This is a genomic window from Cedecea neteri, assembly GCF_000757825.1.
In the GTDB taxonomy this organism is placed as follows: Bacteria; Pseudomonadota; Gammaproteobacteria; order Enterobacterales; family Enterobacteriaceae; genus Cedecea; species Cedecea selenatireducens.
In genome coordinates this window covers 4,845,564-4,863,509 of the sequence record NZ_CP009451.1, presented here as the reverse complement: position 1 = coordinate 4,863,509, position 17,946 = coordinate 4,845,564, and the positions used below count along the sequence as shown (strand labels likewise).

Genomic DNA, 17,946 nt, shown 5'->3' with positions numbered 1-17,946 from the left:
GCCTCCCCGATCCCTGAGAGCTGAGAGCTGAGAGCTGAGAGCTGAGAGCTGAGAGCTGAGAGCTGAGAGCTGAGAGCTGAGAGCTTTTTAATCATGCTTACTTTGAGTTAAGTAAAAAACACTTTCGAGATTCAATAAGACTTAATGTATTTGCGCCCCCCGCGAAGTCAGGATCTGATGATTGAACCGGATCATCTTCCCATCCACAGATGGAGCAAATTTCATAGTTGCCAAGTTCACTTATTGTCCGATTGCCACAGCAAGGACAAGGGTAAAGCTCATTTTTATTCATTGCTTATTCCAGTATTCAATCCCTTTTTCAGGCCTAAACATAGTCCTGGGAACGCCGTTAGCATCTTTGGACGCAAAAGTATTTGTTTTCGGTTCATAGTACAAAGTATCTCCATTAGTTCGCGTTTTCGTTAATGTTCCTTCTGGAGGGTTTCTGACAAAATCATGTGTAGCATCAACGTATTGCTTCGAATTTTTAAATTCTGGGAATTCAGTTTTATGCTTATCCCAATGGCCGTAGGCGTTTGAAACAGAGTCATCCTTTCTTGTTTCAGTCCATATCTGATCATCCTTGTGTTTTCCACTATTCTGGACATCATTACGCCCTTTTTCCTCATCTTCTGGCCCCCAACCGCCCGGCGTCCCTGAGCCAGTTCCACCAAGTTCGGCTTTTTCTTTATCCGTTGCCTTAGCAATATCTTTACCGACATTTGGCTGGCTGTTCTCTTCCGAGCCATCACCATTCATTACATGGCCTGGCCCACGGGTTCCATCGCGTGTTCCATCTCGCACCGCGCACTGCTCGCGAGTTCCTTCACAGCCGCCACCAACTTCGTCCCAAGATTCACCGTCACGGCCAACACTACCCCGGGTATTGTAACCTACTGCACCTGCAGAGGCGGCCCCCGCTGCGCCTGCCTCCCCCGGTAACACCGGGGGAGGTATAGGTACTGCCATCAGTTATTCTCAACCGCATTCTTCCCGGCCTGAGCGCCCGTGGTCGCCGCTGCGGTGCTATTCCCCACCACGCCGCCGGCGATCCCTGCCGCCATAGTGCCTAACAGGCTAATGAGCTGTTTTTGGCCCTGATTCAAATCCCCAAGTTTTGTATCCGGGAACATCTCTGCGCCGATATGTCTCGCCGCCAGCTCACCGCTGAATGCGCCCGCCGCACCTGCCGTCGCATTGGCGCCTGAAAGCTGCGCCGCCAGAGCGTCCCAGACCGCGTGCGCCATCAGGTTGGCAGGTTCATGGCCTTCAGTCGCTCCCTTAATAGCCTGCGCCATCACCGGATTCAGGCCGCCCGCGAGGCGCTTTATTGAAATCGCCCCCGGCTGCGCCCGCCAGAATCGCGCTCACCGACTGCGCCACCATCTGATATTTGCCGCCGATGCCGTAATCACCGAGGGCTTTTTGATAAGCCTCCGTATCACGCAGCGCTGCCGCACTCATTTTGGCGTAATCGCCTCCTTTCGCACGTGCCGCGTCCAGCGCCTGGAGGTCGCCATATGTCGACACCACGCTGGTCATCTGGCCGCCAATTTCGCCCACCGGCTGCGCCGTCTGCAGGCGTTTTTGCTCTTCCTCTTTGTTAAAGATCTGCCCGATGCTGCCGTTGACATGTTCGGTATCGCGGCTCAGCGTGGCAACGTCCTGCTGCTGATTCGCCTGCTACGTTATGCTTGATAACGTCTACTCTAATAAAGATGAAAGTTTAGGTGAAAAAGGTTTCTTCCGAGCCTATCAGCCAATGCTATAAAGCCACCGAGACCATTTTATCTGAGTAGTCATTGACTACGAGATCAATATTTTTTTTATATTCTCTCTGTCTTTCTCTTGAAATATGACTTCTAAGACATGTTGCTCATGTCCCATCCAATCCATGGCAACATCCATTAATATCTCCAAATATACTTTCAAATCATCACTGGGTATATTAGGCAACCTATCATGAACTATTATTATTTTTTTCTCGGTTATCCAACAAAAATCACTCAAACAATCTTCCAATGCATTCCAGTTAAAGCCAAAATACCCAGGAAACCACAGCAAATAATAGATGGAATTTAGTAGTTCATCAGTACTAGCAATCAACGGATCTAATCTGGCGAAGAAAACCTCGCCGGTATTATATGATGCCGGACCATCAACAAATTTAAACACATCATTACAATCAGTCATTTAAACTCCTATTTGATTTTTATGAACGTCTTATAGTGATCATTTGTATAATATGCCTTCCCTTGTTGTCCAACAACAATTCGTTGGGGGCCAGGTCCTGAGATACCTGGAGTTGGATGTACATATTCTTTATAATATCCAGGCTGCTTCGGAGGGGGACCTGTTTTACCAGTAACTCTATCAGGACGATTCTGGAATGTGTAACCATCGTTCTTATGTGGATATGAACCACTACTCTGGATCCTGTCAAGAGTAGGCTTTAAATCCACTGTTCCGCTAAAATTTTCTCCTGTCTTTATATCTTTGACGGTTACACCGTCAATAAATCGAATAGATTCATTTGTATTAGACCTGACAGTATTTTTTCCTGTTGATAAATAAATCAGATCATCATTACCTGGCCCATCCTGAATCGGCGTTACCGTGGTGTTGCCGCCCGTATCAGGCACACCACTAGTATTCCCGGTATGGTTGCTGCCGTTTCGATCGCGCTGATCCGGTGTGGTCAGCGTCGTGCCTTTGTTCTGCTCCGGGGTGGGGTTCGTCAGCGTACTGTCAGCCAGCGGCCGATCAAGCGCCGGCAACGGAAGCAGAATGCCTTTCTGACTCTCGACCATTTCCTTATACGCCGCCTGTTGCTCCGGGGTCAGCCGCTCTATTGCTTCGGCTTTACCCGTCATGGCCGCTGCCAGAATCACTGTGCGATCTGCATCTGAGAGATTGTCCATCGCCGTTTTCGCCACGCCGATGCCCAGCAACGCCCCCAGTCATTTCTCCACTACCATGTTACGGCATGTAGCGATCTTAGTGCATGCCGTGACACCAAGACGCACGACGACTGCCAGATTATTGTTCTCAACAACAACTTGCTCCGACGCGAACATGGATATCGCGAGGGCATTTTCCCTGTCCTTTCAATATGTTTTTGCTGATGTGTTTTTACCATCAGAACATTTTTCCCCAGCGTGCGTTTTTAGTTAAGACTTTATACTGTCTCGAATAATAATTCTCCCCGTTGTCGAGGAACGGATGGCAACTGAATTGGAATATTGCTCAGTGAGAGATCACCGGATAATCACCCCGACTAGTCGTAATCACATAAGATTCAAAACCATTGCGTTCAGGAATAATACGTATATGACATTCATTGCTAAAAGACAGGCTTAATATTTCACCATCAAGCATTGAACATGACTCAACAATTTGATTAAGCAAAGGGAAAAGAAGGTTACTTGTTGATAAATTTTCACCATGCCCATCCTTTAAATTATCTATTCTTCCACACAGAAACGGGCCTGGACTGTAATTCTGGCACCTGATGAAAATAGCAAAACTAAAGAGCCGTCCTCCACAATAACGCCGGTAAATATCGACTGTTCAAACTCCCGAAGTTCATCATTTGTAATCATTTCTAGCTTACCTTTTTGGCGGCATTGTATCTGCTGGTAGTGGTATGTGAGTTTCCCCACGAGTGCTTACAAGAGATCGGCCAGGAGAGTAATTGTTGGATCAAGATCAACAATATTTTTCAGACTGACTAAAATAGCATTTTTTTCAAACACAACTTCAGGTTGATTAGTATGGAACTGCCATGCGCCATCATCGTTATCATGCGATACATAAGCGATCCACTCTCCCGCATAAATTATTTCTTTATTAACAACAACAGCCATGCTTGGGGGATCACTGAATTTCCATTATGATTCTATCATTTGGGATAATCTCATTTATTCGATTTTTGTCTATTTTTCTCTCGCGATAAAACTTGAGCATCATTACAGCTTTTTTATCCCTGTGAAATATCTTATAAGCACCCCAGAAAATGGACCGAAAAACATGGAGTGCAGCTCGAATTTATCAAGCCGAGCAAGCCGAAATAGAACGCATTTATTGCGTGCTTCAATCGAACTTACCAGACACAAATTCTGGATTGTTATCTGTCCTGCTCATTGAATTAATCAGTGGGAATCACGAAGCGCTGGCTGAAATAATATAACAGCGAGCGTCCCCATGAATCCCTGAATAACCTGACGCCGGAGGAATACCGGCTGAGGGCTGAAAAACCGGAACCATCAAAAAGTACATGGAACTAAAACAAGTGTTTTTTACAGCAGGAACACCCGGCAGCGCCGTTTTATTCTGTTGTGAAGGAATAAAGTTATGCGGCAGACTTTTTGACGAACCGGTCGACTTCGACGGACTTCAGAACGGCGATAATCTGACGTTCAGTGAATCTGCTCTTACGCATAGCGCTCTCCACAAGGGAAATTTTCAGTATGTCGGAAGATCTCTAAAAGCGAATGAGAGAATTAAAAGCAACCCCTCCTCATGATGATGAGAACTCTTTATACCTTACAATGTCTTCCCAAGATGATATAACCTATTTCTTAGCTCGTCGAAAACATCATTTTCCTCGACAAGCATGACGCCATCCTTAAATAAAACCAGATCATTTAAAGAGCCCATACCACCATACAAAGACATTATTGAATATCTGGCTTCCTTAGTGTCATGTCGAACCATTTTTTTTATATCCAATAATATATTAGCCCATCGCTCAAGATTACACTCTTTTAAGATACGACACATCTCATCAAGGATGCTCTCAATCTCATCAATGTTTGTCATTTCAATAAATCCTTAGATATCATTTCAACCCCTGGTATTTTCCACGGCGTTGGCACATATATTTGCTCTGTACCACCTATATAAAATCCGCTTTGAGAGCCTGTTTCGCCTATATACACTTTTGTACCAGCAGGTATTTTATACCCAAAAGATGTTTCAATTGGGGATGCATCACCAGATGGCCAAACAGGTAAAACAGCTTTATCGATACGCGTTTGAATAATACCTGCTGGCTTATCAGAACTAAAAAATTGACCAAGGGGGGTGTCAATAGTTCCCCCTCTATAAAGTAAAGTATCTTCAAATAAAAGTACCTCTTTATAGCGCCCGCCTGAAAATGTCTCAGCTCTAACGTCAGGTAGAGGGCCTGGTTTTATCGCAGAGTATTCGCCTAATACTTTTCCTGAAATATTTGGGTGATCTAACACACTGCCAGCTTTCGTCATTCCATAAGCAGCACCCCCGACCGCTGCCCCAGCATGAATATAAGTCATTGCATCATAGATTATTGATGCCAGTTTCGGGCTAACGTTCCAGTTCTGCTCTATACGCTGAACATCGGCATCACGTTGGGCTCTTGCATCTGCGGTGGCGTACTGCCATTGCTGGCCGGCGATCTTATCCGCGCCCTCTTTGTACACACTACCCATTGTGCCGATATACTGCCCGTCCATCTGCTTGTCATAGCTCTGGCCCATCGCGGCCAGTTCCTGACGCATACCCTGACAGGCTGCTGAAGACAGTTCTTTACAGGCTTTATCGAGTGCGGTATCGAACTCTTTATCTTTTGCATTGAGCTCAGTAACCAGTTTTTCAGCTTTTGATTTTTCGCCTGCATCCTTGATGTACGGCAGTGACCATTTCGCATCCTGCCGTTGCTTCTCATCCGGAGCGCTCAGCGCATTATTCTCAACCGCATTCTTCCCGGCCTGAGCGCCCGTGGTCGCCGCTGCGGTGCTATTCCCCACCACGCCGCCGGCGATCCCTGCCGCCATGGTGCCGAGCAGACTGACCAGCTGTTTTTGGTCCTGGGTTAAATTACCCGGGTCTTTACCGGGGAACATTTCCCTTGCGATATACCTGGCCGCCAGCTCACCGCTGAATGCTCCCGCCGCACCTGCTGCCGCATTGCCGCCTGAAAGCTGCGCCGCCAGAGCGCCCCAGACCGCGTGCGCCATCAGGTTGGCAGATTCGTGGCCTTCAGTCGCGCCCTTAATAGCCTGCGCCATCACCGGGTTCAGGCCATCCGCGAGGGCTTTATTGAAATCGCCCCCGGCGGCGCCCGCCAGAATCCCGCTCACCGACTGCGCCACCATCTGGTATTTACCGCCGATACCGTAATCACCGAAGGCTTTTTGATAAGCCTCCGTATCACGCAGCGCTGCCGCACTCATTTTGGCGTAATCGCTGCCTTTCGCACGCACCGCGTCCAGCGCCTGGATATCGCCATACGTCGACACCACGCTGGTCATCTGGCCGCCGATTTCACTCACCAGCTGCGCCGTCTGCAGGCGTTTTTGCTCTTCCTCTTTGTTAAAGATCTGCCCGATGCTGCCGTTGGCATGTTCGGTATCGCGGCTCAGCGTGGCAACGTCCTGCTGCTGATTCGTCTTGTCGCGAATCGTGATATTACCATTCGCCACGGCGGATTGCGTGGTGCCTTCGGCGTGGCCTTTACCGTTCATCCCGGCCAGCAGCGTGCCGACGTTTGCGAGGCCGTTAGAGGCCAGCATTGAACCTGCCGACATGTTGCTGCCGCCGGACAGGCTGATGCCGCTGTGACTGACTTTATAGTCGGCTTGGTTGCCGATATCAGCGAAGCCCAGTGTCCCGGTATCGAGACTGTTTTTATCTGCATCAGCCCGGCTGGCGATCACCGCGCCGTTCAGCTGAGTATGGTTGCCCACGGTAATGTCAAAGCCGCCGTTGCCGGCAAAAATACCGCTTTGTTCCTGCACCGAGTCATAGGTGCTCTTCATCTTGTCCTGGCTGAGGCTGATATACCCCGAGCCGCTCATAGAGCCAAAGGTGAAGCTGCCCCCAGCGGCCACGCTGGTTTGCTTGCTGTCGTAGTTATTCGAGTCCTGCTGACTGCTGATCAACAAATCGCGGCCAATATCGGCACGGATCTTATTACCATTGACCTGGGCACCGTTCAGGATGGCATCGCGGCCGCTGGTGAGGGACACCGTGCCGCCGCTGTCGACCGTAGTTTCCGTCCAGTTGGTGCCGTTGCCCTTTTCTTTACCATTAGCGGCGTTAACGTTGGCAAATACGCTGATGCCACCGCTTCCGCTGCCCACGCCGATGCTGACGCCTACGCCACCGCCGCTGCTGCTGTTTTTTCCGGTCGTTAGCTGCGTATTGGCCGCCCCGCTCAACACAATATCATTGCTCGCCGCCAGAGAAGTGTCTCCCCCCGCTTTGAGCTGGCTGCCGCCAATCAGGATATTGCCGCTTTCAGTGCTATTTCCTTTACCAGTAGCCGAAATATTAAGGTTATTACCTGCCGTCAGGCTCGAGCCGTTAACCTTATCCGACTCCATATGCTGTTCAGATTTGGATTTCTGTGTCGTGAGCGAGATGCTGACGCCTACACCATTGTTTGGATCTGCTGAAGCGGTAGCCTGCTGAGAGTTAAGATACGCCTGCCCACCTGCCAGCGCCGTTTTCGTTGCCTTCAGTGCAGCCAGCCTGCCGTCGCTTTCATTTTTCGTCGCTTGCGCAGTTTCTACCGCATTGTTGATCGCGTCGCCCACCGCCCCGGAAAGCGCCACGGTCAGCCCGGTGCTCTTCTGCTCAAACTTCTCATCGCGGGTGCGTTTATCGTGCCCCGGCTCAATGAGTACGCTATCGCCGGATATCGACAGATCCTTGCCTGCGACCAGGTCAGCGCCGCCAATATGCGCCATTCCACCGGCATTCACGCTGACGTTGCCGCCGGTTGAGCCCACGGTGCTGATGCTCTGGCTTTGGGTGGTACCTTGCTCACGCAGATCATGGGCCGTTTTGCTGCTGCCGATGGTAAAGCCGATGCCACCGGTGCCCATCAGGCCGCTCTTTTTGGTTTCCTTAAAGTGCCAGGAGGTATCCGTGTCCGTCGCGGCCACAATATCAACGTTATTACCCGCGTTAAGCGCCACATTGCCGTCGCCCACTACGGACGAGCCTTTCACCAGCAGGTCGTTACCCGCTTTCAGCGTCACGTTATCGCCGCTCAGCAATGTCCCGGCTTCGCGAGTCGAACTGGTTTCATGGATGGTGTGGGTGGTTTTCTTGCTCAGGAACCCTTTTTTGGTTTTGGTTTCTTCGTCGTAGTGATAATCGCTGTCGGTGGCGGTTTCGAGGTTTATATCGCGCCCTGCACCCACGCCAATATCACCGCGAGCGGTGACCTGCGCGGCCTGGGTGTTAACATCGCGCCCGGCAATAATCGTGGTGTTTCCGCCGCTGGCGATCTCAGAACCTTGCTGACGCACGGATTCGTTGATTTCGACCTTTTTCTTCGCGGTGTATTTGTCGCTGTGCGTTGATTCCGCAGACTGCAGGTTAACGTCCCGACCGGCCTGCAGCCCCACATTATCTTCTGCGTACAGACTGCTAGCTTTAACAGCAATATCGCGGCCGGCTTGCAGACTAAGCGTTCCGCCGCTAGTGATTGAACTTCCTTTGTAGGCGCTGTTTTGTTCAAAATAACTACCGACCTGCTTGCGCTCATCAAGCTGGTTGCCCGTAAGAGAAATATTATCCAGCGCCTTAAGCAGCATATCGCCACCTGCGCTGAGGTTAGCGCCGGTATTGAGGATATCTTTGCCAGCGCTGAGGCTCAGGCTGTCAGTAGCCTTGATGGAAGCGAGTGGACCCACTTCCGTATTCGAAAATGCCAGAACCGGATTGTTCCGCCCACTCGCTTTACCGCCCGTATCCCACTGGTGCGTCAGCGTCTGGTTAATGATGTTGCCGCCAACACTCTCAAGGCTTACCTTCTGCCCGGCAATGGTGGAGCCAATATTATTGATATCCCCCATCGCGCTGAGCTGCAGGCTGCCGCCTGAATTAATCTCACCGCCGTTAATATTGCTGATGGCATTCTGGCTACTGGCGCTAAGCAGCGTTTTCCCCTGCAGCGTGCTGCCGTCATTGATGATATTCCCTGCGTTAAGGATCGTCTGATTTCCGGCGATCATGCTGCCGTTATTAACCACGACGTCCTTCGGCGAGATATACAGTTTTGGGACCAGGACATTTTGCCCGTCGATCACCGCGTTTTCCCACCACAGGATGCTGGAATCCAGCGCCGCGACCTGCTCTGCTGAAAGACTGACGCCCAGTTTTAGCCCCAGCTTGTCGCGTGCCTGAGCGGCATGGTCAATCAGATACTGCATCTGCTCCAGATCTGAACCAACGCCATTAACGTAACGGTTGCCGGTCTGGTTCAGGATCTGGTTGCTGACATAACGAGTATCAAAAGCCGCATCCCCGAGGAAACGGTAATCGTATTCCGGGCGTAAATTGAGGCGCGCCAGGAAATAATCCGACCCCAGGAACCTGTTGGTATCGGTATAAGTGGCACGCGTTTCCTGCGGAGCATTTGGCGCCGCCATGCCTGCCAGCTTATAGAGATCGTTGAACAGGCTGTTATCCAGCTTTCCAAGCCCCTCCAGCTTAGGGTTCGTGACGATCAGGTAAGGACTTTTCGGATCTTTATTGACCACGAAATAGCCGTTATTACTGGAAGGAAGCGGATAATCGCTGAGCTTAATCGGCGATCCGTTGGCCGTCAGCTGAGAGGTAATTGCCGAAATATCCGTCAGCTCGATCGGACGATAATCGTATCCCGGAGGCGGCGGCGTTTTGCCCCCGCTGGAAAGCGCCATCACCTGAGCCGTCGCGGCAGCAATATCACCATTCTTATTACGTGCTGGCTCGCCCGATTGCTGTTTTGTCAGCTCTACGGTCTCACCGTTAATATTGGTGATGCCACCATTAGCCAGGCCCGCCGGATTGCCTGCCAAATCAATGCCTGAACCATTCTGCTGGTTTATCTCCGCCAGCTTGCCGCCGGACTGACCATAGTCAGTGCTGCTCTTCGGACGATTATCGACAACGGCTAATCCACCGTTACCACCAGGATTTTCACCGTTGCCGGGTATATCAATCGTTGCCGGCGGCGCGGTCACATTATTATTCGTGCCCGTTTTCAGATCGGCCGCCTGAGCACCGCCGTTTACGCCTGGCCCACCGGCTAAATTAAGCCCTGGAGCGCTTCTCCCTAGGGTATACCCCGGCGTATTGGCTGAGACAGAAGTATTGCTGATATTGTTGCTGAAGTTAGCGACGACTGCGCCACCAGCCTGAATCACAGCGCGATAAGTGACATCGCCACCGGATGTTTCAGTTATTACCCCCGGCTGAAGCGTGTATTTAAAGAGTGTTTTTTCTGATGCACCAGAGTAATGACGGGTCACACTGTAAACGCTGCCGTTTTCAGGAATACTGGACCATCCTGACATGCAGGTGTCCGGGTTTTTAACACACGATGTATTTACGGGTGTGTTATAGACCTGATAAACAGAGGTTTTCCCAGATACCGCAGACAGATTATTTAATGTCTCGCCGCTCAGCTGCATGTTGTTTCTGGCAAGAATGTTACTTGCATTATTTTCCAGCTGATTTACTGCCAGATAAGCATCTCTCCCGGAAGAAATTCGTCCTGCCCCTCCCTGAGCTACAGCAGTGACAGTTTTTTCACTCAACAGTCTTTTAATTTGATCCTGGGACTTAAGTGCCAAAGCAACAGAGGGACGACAGTGTTCATTGTTATTTATTCCTCCGCCACCAGTACAAACTTCTCCGTAGCTATACTTCAGCTTACGTGGATCGATATCGCCAGCTCGAATATTTATATAAGACTCACCGCTACCCGGATAATTCTGCACGCTTTCGGAATAGGTGAAACCATCCCGTTCATTCAATAAATGCCCGGTGCGAATAGAAATATCGCCGTTCTGGGTCTCAATACTTCCTGAGGTATTCACCACTTCCGCGCTGGCATTGCCCGCCGCGTCGCGCTGCATCCAGAGGTTGCTGCCCGCGAGGATATCGCCACGAGAGTTGCGGATGCTGTTGGCAAACAGGCTCATGTTGTTGCCCGCATAGAGCAATGCGCTGTTGAGCAGCGTGCCGCCCGCGCTGGCAATTAGATCACCGGCGGTGCCGACAAAGCCCGAGTTGTTTATGCCGTTCTGGCTGGTCAGACGCAGCGTGCCGCCCGCCTGCACGCTGCCTGAGCCGTTCAGATTGAGCTGAGCGGCGCTAAGATGGCTTTCACCATAGCCCGCACGAACCTGCCCATTATTGTTTAACGTGCCTGCGGCGGAGAGCTGCACGCCCTGACCCTGCATCAGGCCATTCACGTTAATATCGCCCTGGCTACTAACCGCCAGAGTGTTGCCTGCCGCCAGCGTTGTCAGCTGGTTATAGCTGCCCTGGCTGTTAAGAGAAAGATTGCCCAGCGCCGCAACCTGCCCCTGCAGGCTGGTGTTCCCGGCATTAATCCCCATGTTGCCCTGACTCAGCAATCGGGCGGCCGCAGCACTGTTCACCTGCGTGGCCGTAATGCCCAAATTCTGCGTGGCATAGACAGTACCGTTATTATCCAGTTGCCCGGGATTAACGGTTAAATTAGCGCCCTGTAACATCCCGTTATTCAGGATATAGCTGCCGCCAACCGTACCCTGCTGTTGCGCCAGCACCGTTCCGCTATTGTTCAGCGAGCCAGCGTTAAGCCAAAGCGCAAAGCCCTGAACCCAACCGCCGTTGGTAAAACCAGGCGCATTGAGCGTCAGCGTGCCGCCGCTCAGCAACTGCCCCTGGTTACTGCCGCGATCCCGCAGATCGATGCGGGTGTTGCCATTCCCCTGCATCGTCCCGTTATTGGTTAGCTGCTGCGCACTTAGATCCAGGGTTCCCTGGCTGAGCAGAACCGCGTTTTGCCCGTTATCCAGGTTGCCGCGCAGCGTGCCATTGACAGCAGAATTAGCTTCAATGCGCCCCTGGTTGTTCAGCGCCGCAGCGTTAAGCGTAATTGCATTGCCCTGCACGCGGCCCAGGTTGGTAAGGATATTGGCCCCGACCGCCAGCAAACCATTGGTCAGCAGCTTTCCGCCGGTTTGCACATCCAGGTTGCCGCCCAGCGAGAGTCCCAGCCCTTCGACACCGCTGATATAACCGCTGTTATTGAGCGAACTACCGCTGAGGGAGAGATTTTTCGCTACTATCTGCCCCTGGTTTAGCATGACCGGAGCAGTAACGGTCACCGCACCGTTGGCCGTCATCGACCCGGTATTTGCCAGGCCGGACGCCAGCGTAAGATCGAGGTTGCCTTCGCCCAACAGTGCTCCGGTGTTGTTTAACGTTCCCGCCGTTATCCGGCTTACGCCCTGGCTTAGTAACTGTCCGCCGTTAGTAAGTTGGTTATCAACCTGAGCCGTCAGTCCGTTAATGCCAAGCGCGCTGCCGCTATTGTTCCAGCTGGCGGCCTTCACGCCCAGCTGCTGCCCCTGAATCACGCCCGCATTGCTAATTTGGTCAGCATTAATCGCCAGTTGCCCGCCGGTTAGCACTCTCCCGTCTTTCTGATTCGTCAGCGTCAGCGCTGATGACGTGTCAGAGCCCACCTTCAGCGCAGAATTACCCTGCAGCAATCCGCCGTTATTTATCGTGTTGGCGTTAACCTCAACGGTGTCGCCCAGCAGCGTGCCAGCGTTTTTCAGGTCTGCCGTTTGCGCAGAAAGGCCTTTCTCTGCCAGGAGTTTTGCCGCGTTACGGTTGAGAATGCTGCCCGTAAAGTTCAGCGTCAGGCTGCCGCCTTGCAGCGTGCCCTGGTTGTCCAGGCTCGCGCCTGAAAGCGTTAACGCCTCCTTCACGGAGATGAGGCCAAGGTTAACCATCTGCGGGATCGTCAGGCTAAGCGAACTCCCCGTTATTAATTGGCCGCCAGCAAGGTTGTTGAACTCCGGAGTATTCAGCGCCAACGTATTGTCGCCCTGCAGCACGCCCTGGTTATCAATCCGGCGGCTGTTTAGCTCGAGATTATTCGCGGCGACTACGCCGCCGTTTTGGTTATTCAGCTGCCGGGCAATATTTAGCGTCAAATTCCCGGCAGAAAGCCTGCCCTGGTTATTCAGGCTGTCAGCGGTAAATGTCAGATTTTCGTGGGACTGAACAGATCCCGTGTTATTGACATCGGATGCGGCAATGTCCAGCTTGCCGCCGCTTAATAGCCTGCCACCGCTCAGGTTATTCAGGACGCGAACTGCCGGAGATTGAGCCACGGCGAAACTTCGCATAAACATTGCCTGGGGCCGCTTTGCTTCTGCCCCGGAAAGCGACAGGCCATTATTGCCCTGAATCAGCCCGCCGTTATTGAAGATGTTGACCGCCAGACGCGCGTTATCCGCCGCAACGACGCCGTTATTGGTTAACGCGTCGCCATTGAAGTCAAACGTGTCGGCTGCCAGCAGTTTACCTGTGGCCTGGTTGGTTAATCCGTTTTGTGCGGCAATCGAAAGCGTGTTGCCCTGAACGGTGCCGCTGTTGTTAAGGCTTGTGCCGATGAGATTCAGCGCCTGCTTCGCCAGCAGCGTGCCGCTGTTTGTCGCTGCGGCGCTGTGAAGCTCCAGCGCGCTATTGCTCTGCAGCGTTCCCGTATTGTTAAGCGTGTCGGCCTGAACGCCCACCTTTGCCGCGGCAAGTACGCCATTATTATTAAGCTGGCCGGTTGAAAGCTGCAGCTCTCCCTGACTCAGAAGCTGCCCATCGTTGGTGACCGATTTATCGGTCTTGATTGAAAGCGCATCTTTACCAGACAGCGAGCCGGCGTTGGTGAGATCTCCGCCTTGCAGCGTAAGCCTTTGCCCCTGCAGCACACCGTCGTTGCTCAGCTGAATGCCGCTGATATCAAGCCCACCCCCGGCCAGCACTTTTCCAGCCGCACCATTGCCAAACTGCGTAACGCTGAGCTGCAGGCCGCTATCCCCCTGCAGCAGGCCGTCGTTTTGCCCCTTAACGGAATGAAGTGTGACGTTGTCACCTATAACTTGCCCGGAGTTGTTAAAGCTTTCACCGGCCAGCTGAATCTGCTTAGCGGCCACGATAACGCCGCTATTCTCAAGAAGGCCCGCGTTCAGGTTCAACTGGTTCTGGCTGATAAGCCGACCGCCGTTGTTAAACGCGCCGTCGAACAAGATATTGAGCGCGTCGCGGCCGAGTATCTGCCCTGTATTTTCACCCCCGTGAGCCCCACCGGTCAGCGTGATATTTCTGCCTTGTACACGCCCCGCAGTCTCCAGCCTGGAAGCGCTAACGGCGATGTCTCCGTCACTTAAAAGCTGGCCTGTATCGGTATTCGTCAGCTTATTGCCCCGATAGCGAAGAGACTGATTCCCCTGGATGAGTCCGCCGTTCGCCAGGGCGTCAACGGTCAGGTTTGTATCGCTGGCTTCAATGTTGCCGCTGTTGGTGAGGTTCGCGCCGTCAATGACCAGCCCTTGTTCAACCGAAATCAGCCCGGCGTTATTCAGCTCCGGGATAGCCAGCGTCAGGCCGCTGCCGCTGATGATTTTTCCTTGCTGGAGGTTATTGAGCGACGTGGCGTTAAGGCGTAGCGATTTTTCGCCCTGTAACAGGCCATTATTCACGTTACGCTGGCTTTCCACGCTGAGGTCTGCGGCGGCCAGCGTACCCTGGTTTTCCAGGCTTCCGCTGCTTAGAGCCAGCTTGTCTTTGCCAAGAATTTTGCCGGTATTGGAAACGCTGTCTGTGGCGGTCAGATTGAGGATGGATAAGCCGAGCAGCTTGCCGCCGTTGGCGAGTTGACCGGCGTTTAGCGTCGCAGCGTCAGCCTGAACATTGCCCGAGTTAGTCATCTGGCGAGCATTGAGTGCCAGAGTCCCCCCGGCCAGTACTTCCCCGCCAGCTGCGTTATTAAAGATATCGCCTCTGGCGGTTAGCGTTGAATTCCCCTGCAGCAAGCCGGTGTTAGTCAGGTTTTGTGCGTCCACAACCGCGCTGTCAGCAATCAGCTTGCCGGTATTATCCAGCTCAGGCGTGGTGAGCTGCAGATTGCGCGTTGCCACCAGCACCGCACCGGTAAAGTTATTCACTTTTTCACGAAGTTTTAGCTGCAGATCCTGCGCTTCAATACGGCCCTGGTTGCCCAGCGTCATGCCTTCTATTGCCGCCGCCTGAGCGGCAGAAATCACGCCAGCGTTCGCCAGTTCCTGCACGGTGAGGATCAGGCCGCCACCGCTTTGCAGCCAGCCCTTGTTCGTGACGCGCCCAGCCGTCAGATCAAACTGCCCGCCCACAATCGCGCCCTGGCTGTCTGGCTTGCCGACGATGATTTTCCCATCCGGGCTGTTCTTCAGCTCCCCGCTGACGCTGGCCGTTAAGCGCTCGTTTGCGGTGACCAGACCGCTGTTATTCCATTGCCCCGCATCGATCGTCAGGTTTTTGCCCTGAAGACTGCCGGCGTTATTAGCATTAGCGCTGGAAAGATGCAGCGTTTTTTCTGCCAGCAGCACGCCGCCGGTCAGGTTGTCGAACTGCTGCCCCACGTTCAGCGTCATCGCCTGCGATTCGATATTGCCGCTGTTGGCTAACATCAGGCTCTCAATAGCCAGCCCCTGTTTTACCGAAATCAGCCCGGCATTGGTTAACTGCGGAATACTAAGCTCAAGCCCGCTGCCGCTGATGACTTTCCCGCCGCTGCGGTTAGTCAGATCTGCGGCGGTTAACGTCAGGATCTGCCCACCCTGAAGCAGCCCGCTGTTATCTAAAGAGGTGGTATCCAGCGTGAGCGATGAGCCCCCGAGCTGCCCGGTATTGTTGAGTACCGGCGCCGTTACGCTCAGGCTCTTCTCGGCCAGTACGCTACCGTTGTTGGTCAGGTCGTTATGGACAGACAAATCAAGCGAGCTCGCCGCCAGTTGCCCCTCGTTATGGAAGGTTTCTGATGTGCTCGTCAGGCCATGGCGGGCGGTGATTCTGCCGTCGCCCTGGTTAGCGATGTGCCCGGTGATAGCTAGCGTTAAGGCATCGCTGTCCAGCGAGCCACGGTTGGTGAAGCTGTTGCCACTAAGCTGCAGGTTCTTTTGAGCCAGTAGTGCACCACCAGCCTGCTGCACAATGTTGTCCGCGCTAAGAGACATTGTGCCGTCGGCCTGGAGACTGCCGCTGGTTTCAAGCTGTTTTGCCCGCAGTGAAACGTTGTTTCCCCTGGTGCTCCCGGCGTGTGTAAAAGTGCCAGTGCTCACCGTAAGATCGCCTTTGGCGGCCTGCGTTCCTGCCAGGAAGGCGGAATCCCTCGCCTGCAGCAACATGTCGCCCTGCGACTGCACCTGCCCGCCAGCAAGGGTTTTTAACCGGTCGCCCTCGAATGTCAGCCCACCCAGCGAGGTAATTTGCCCGGCACTCTGCATTTCCTGTGCAAACAGCTGAAGATGACCGCCGCTGGCCAGCAAGCTTCCCTGTTGACCGTTAAACAGCCTGCTGCTTAGCAAGACATCCTGCCTGCCATTCACCGTGGCGGCATTGCTAAAGCTATCGGCCTGAAGCGCCAGCTTGCCGTTACTCAAAAGCTGACCATTACGGCCAACGTTCAGCGCATTTTTACTGCTGACGTTCTGGTCGCCGCCGCTGCTGAGCATGCCGTCGATCCACGCATCCCCGGTTGAAACCGTGAGCCCTGTGCCAGCCAGCAGCTGGCCGCTATGGTTGAACGTGCCGAGTTCAAGCTGAACGTTGTGCTGCGCCTGCACGTTCCCGCTATTGTTAAAATTCCCTGCTTTGACGCTTAATGCGCCGTTGGCGGTGAGTTGGCCGCTATTTGCCAGTTGGTCAGCAGATAACGCAACGTCGCCGCCCGCCGTCAGCTTACCGGCATTGTCCATGCGTGTAGCCGCGCTGGCGTGAATCGCACCGCCAGAGTTAGCTTCACTGGCAGCGTCTGAGCTTATTGCTGCGGCATTTAAATGAATGTTATTGCCTGCGGTCAGCGTGCCGTTATTCAGCGCCAGCTTCCCATTACCGTTCAGCGTGATGTTCTGGTCGCTGGCTAATTGGCCGTTGGCTAAGGTGATGTCAGAACGGCTATTGACCTGCGCTGCGCCCCCGCTTTTGTGCTCCCCGCTCAGCACAACGCTATCGGCCTGCGCCGTAAGGTTGCCGCTCGCGAGGCTGTTATTGACCACCAGCTTGCCGTTGGCATCGAGGGTAATGTCGCCCTGGCGAGCGTTAAGATTACCGAGGTTGACGCCTACGCCTTTATCGCTGGAAACAAGGTGAATGCGATTGGCATACATTCCGCCCAGCGTACCGGTATCAACGGCAACCACGGGCGCAGATCCTTCTCCGGCTATCGGCGTAACTGCACCACCAGATGAAACGCGGTTGGCGCCCACGGTCACTTTGAGATCTTTGGCATGAATCCCGGCGTTAACCTCCGTTGCCCGGGCAATAATCGACAGCGCGTCGCTTTTGCTGGCGTCCAGGCCCTGGCCTTCTACCGTGATGCTGCCTTTGCTGACGTCCAGCGCGAGCAGATTCCCGGCCGCATCAAACTGAGGCTTGCCCGTGGTCAGGGTGGCATTGGGGGTATTAATAAACCCGCAGCCGTTACAGGTAATGCCGTAAGGGTTAGCGACCATCACGTTGGCCGCTTTCCCAGCCACTTCGGTATACCCCTGCAGCTGAGAACGGTTACCACCGATAACCTCGTTGATAATACCAGTGGCTTCCTGGCCAGCTTTGAGATTCGGGTTGTTCTGGATAAACCCGCCAAGCTGGGTTTGGGTCAACTGCCCGGTGGCGTTGTTAAGGATCAGCCCCTCTTTGCCGACGTTGTAGTCCTGGAACTGGTTATGGGAGATCCCCGCCTGGTTTGGCGTGGCAATGTTTAGCACCGGCACGCCGTTTCCGGCCTGATCCATCTGCGCACCCGGCGTAACCGGGTTAATTGTCGCCGCCACCGCCGGAAACACCGGCTGCCCGGCAATCAGGCACATGACGAGGTAACTTAACAGGCGCTTTGCTAATCCAACGGGGTGCTTATCCATATCTTTA

Annotated in this window: 8 protein-coding genes and 2 pseudogenes; 1 reads left to right on the top strand and 9 read right to left on the bottom strand. The window is 53.2% G+C overall.

Annotated features, from left to right (window positions below; genetic code table 11):
• Positions 1-97 precede the first annotated feature (97 nt).
• From JT31_RS23450 to JT31_RS22605, 7 genes and pseudogenes are all read right to left on the bottom strand, one after another.
• Positions 98-292 carry a CPCC family cysteine-rich protein gene (locus tag JT31_RS23450; protein WP_071843004.1) on the bottom strand — a complete coding sequence of 65 codons (195 nt, stop codon included), beginning with the start codon at positions 290-292 and terminating at the stop codon, positions 98-100.
• A pseudogene (locus JT31_RS24245) lies at positions 289-591 on the bottom strand (hemagglutinin); the annotation flags it as partial. The gene JT31_RS23450 and the pseudogene JT31_RS24245, both read right to left, overlap by 4 nt.
• Positions 592-968: 377 nt before the next feature.
• Positions 969-1,298, bottom strand: a complete 330-nt coding sequence (locus JT31_RS24140; RefSeq protein ID WP_038482534.1) for a VENN motif pre-toxin domain-containing protein — start codon at positions 1,296-1,298, stop codon at positions 969-971.
• Positions 1,282-1,563 carry a hypothetical protein gene (locus JT31_RS24135; RefSeq protein WP_038482531.1) on the bottom strand — a complete coding sequence of 94 codons (282 nt, stop codon included), beginning with the start codon at positions 1,561-1,563 and terminating at the stop codon, positions 1,282-1,284. Before JT31_RS24135 ends, JT31_RS24140 begins: the two co-directional genes overlap by 17 nt.
• Positions 1,564-1,806: 243 nt before the next feature.
• Positions 1,807-2,193 (bottom strand): barstar family protein, encoded by a 387-nt coding sequence (locus JT31_RS22620; RefSeq protein ID WP_038482528.1) that lies wholly within the window; start codon positions 2,191-2,193, stop codon positions 1,807-1,809.
• Positions 2,194-2,201: 8 nt separating this feature from the next.
• Complete coding sequence (locus JT31_RS22835; protein ID WP_052049056.1) at positions 2,202-2,951, bottom strand: ribonuclease domain-containing protein; 750 nt, start codon at positions 2,949-2,951, stop codon at positions 2,202-2,204.
• Between the two features lie 717 nt (positions 2,952-3,668).
• Positions 3,669-3,866 (bottom strand): hypothetical protein, encoded by a 198-nt coding sequence (locus tag JT31_RS22605; protein WP_052049055.1) that lies wholly within the window; start codon positions 3,864-3,866, stop codon positions 3,669-3,671.
• Between the two features lie 147 nt (positions 3,867-4,013).
• Between JT31_RS22605 and JT31_RS23995 the strand changes: the two are divergent.
• Positions 4,014-4,286, top strand: a pseudogene (locus tag JT31_RS23995) (integrase core domain-containing protein); the annotation flags it as partial.
• A gap of 259 nt (positions 4,287-4,545) precedes the next feature.
• Here JT31_RS23995 and JT31_RS22595 read toward each other — a convergent pair.
• Both JT31_RS22595 and JT31_RS23580 read right to left on the bottom strand, forming a co-directional pair.
• Positions 4,546-4,821, bottom strand: coding sequence for a DUF6966 domain-containing protein (locus tag JT31_RS22595; protein WP_038482523.1), 276 nt, complete (start codon positions 4,819-4,821; stop codon positions 4,546-4,548).
• Complete coding sequence (locus JT31_RS23580) at positions 4,818-17,939, bottom strand: hemagglutinin repeat-containing protein (protein ID WP_038482520.1); 13,122 nt, start codon at positions 17,937-17,939, stop codon at positions 4,818-4,820. Before JT31_RS23580 ends, JT31_RS22595 begins: the two co-directional genes overlap by 4 nt.
• Between the last annotated feature and the right edge of the window lie 7 nt (positions 17,940-17,946).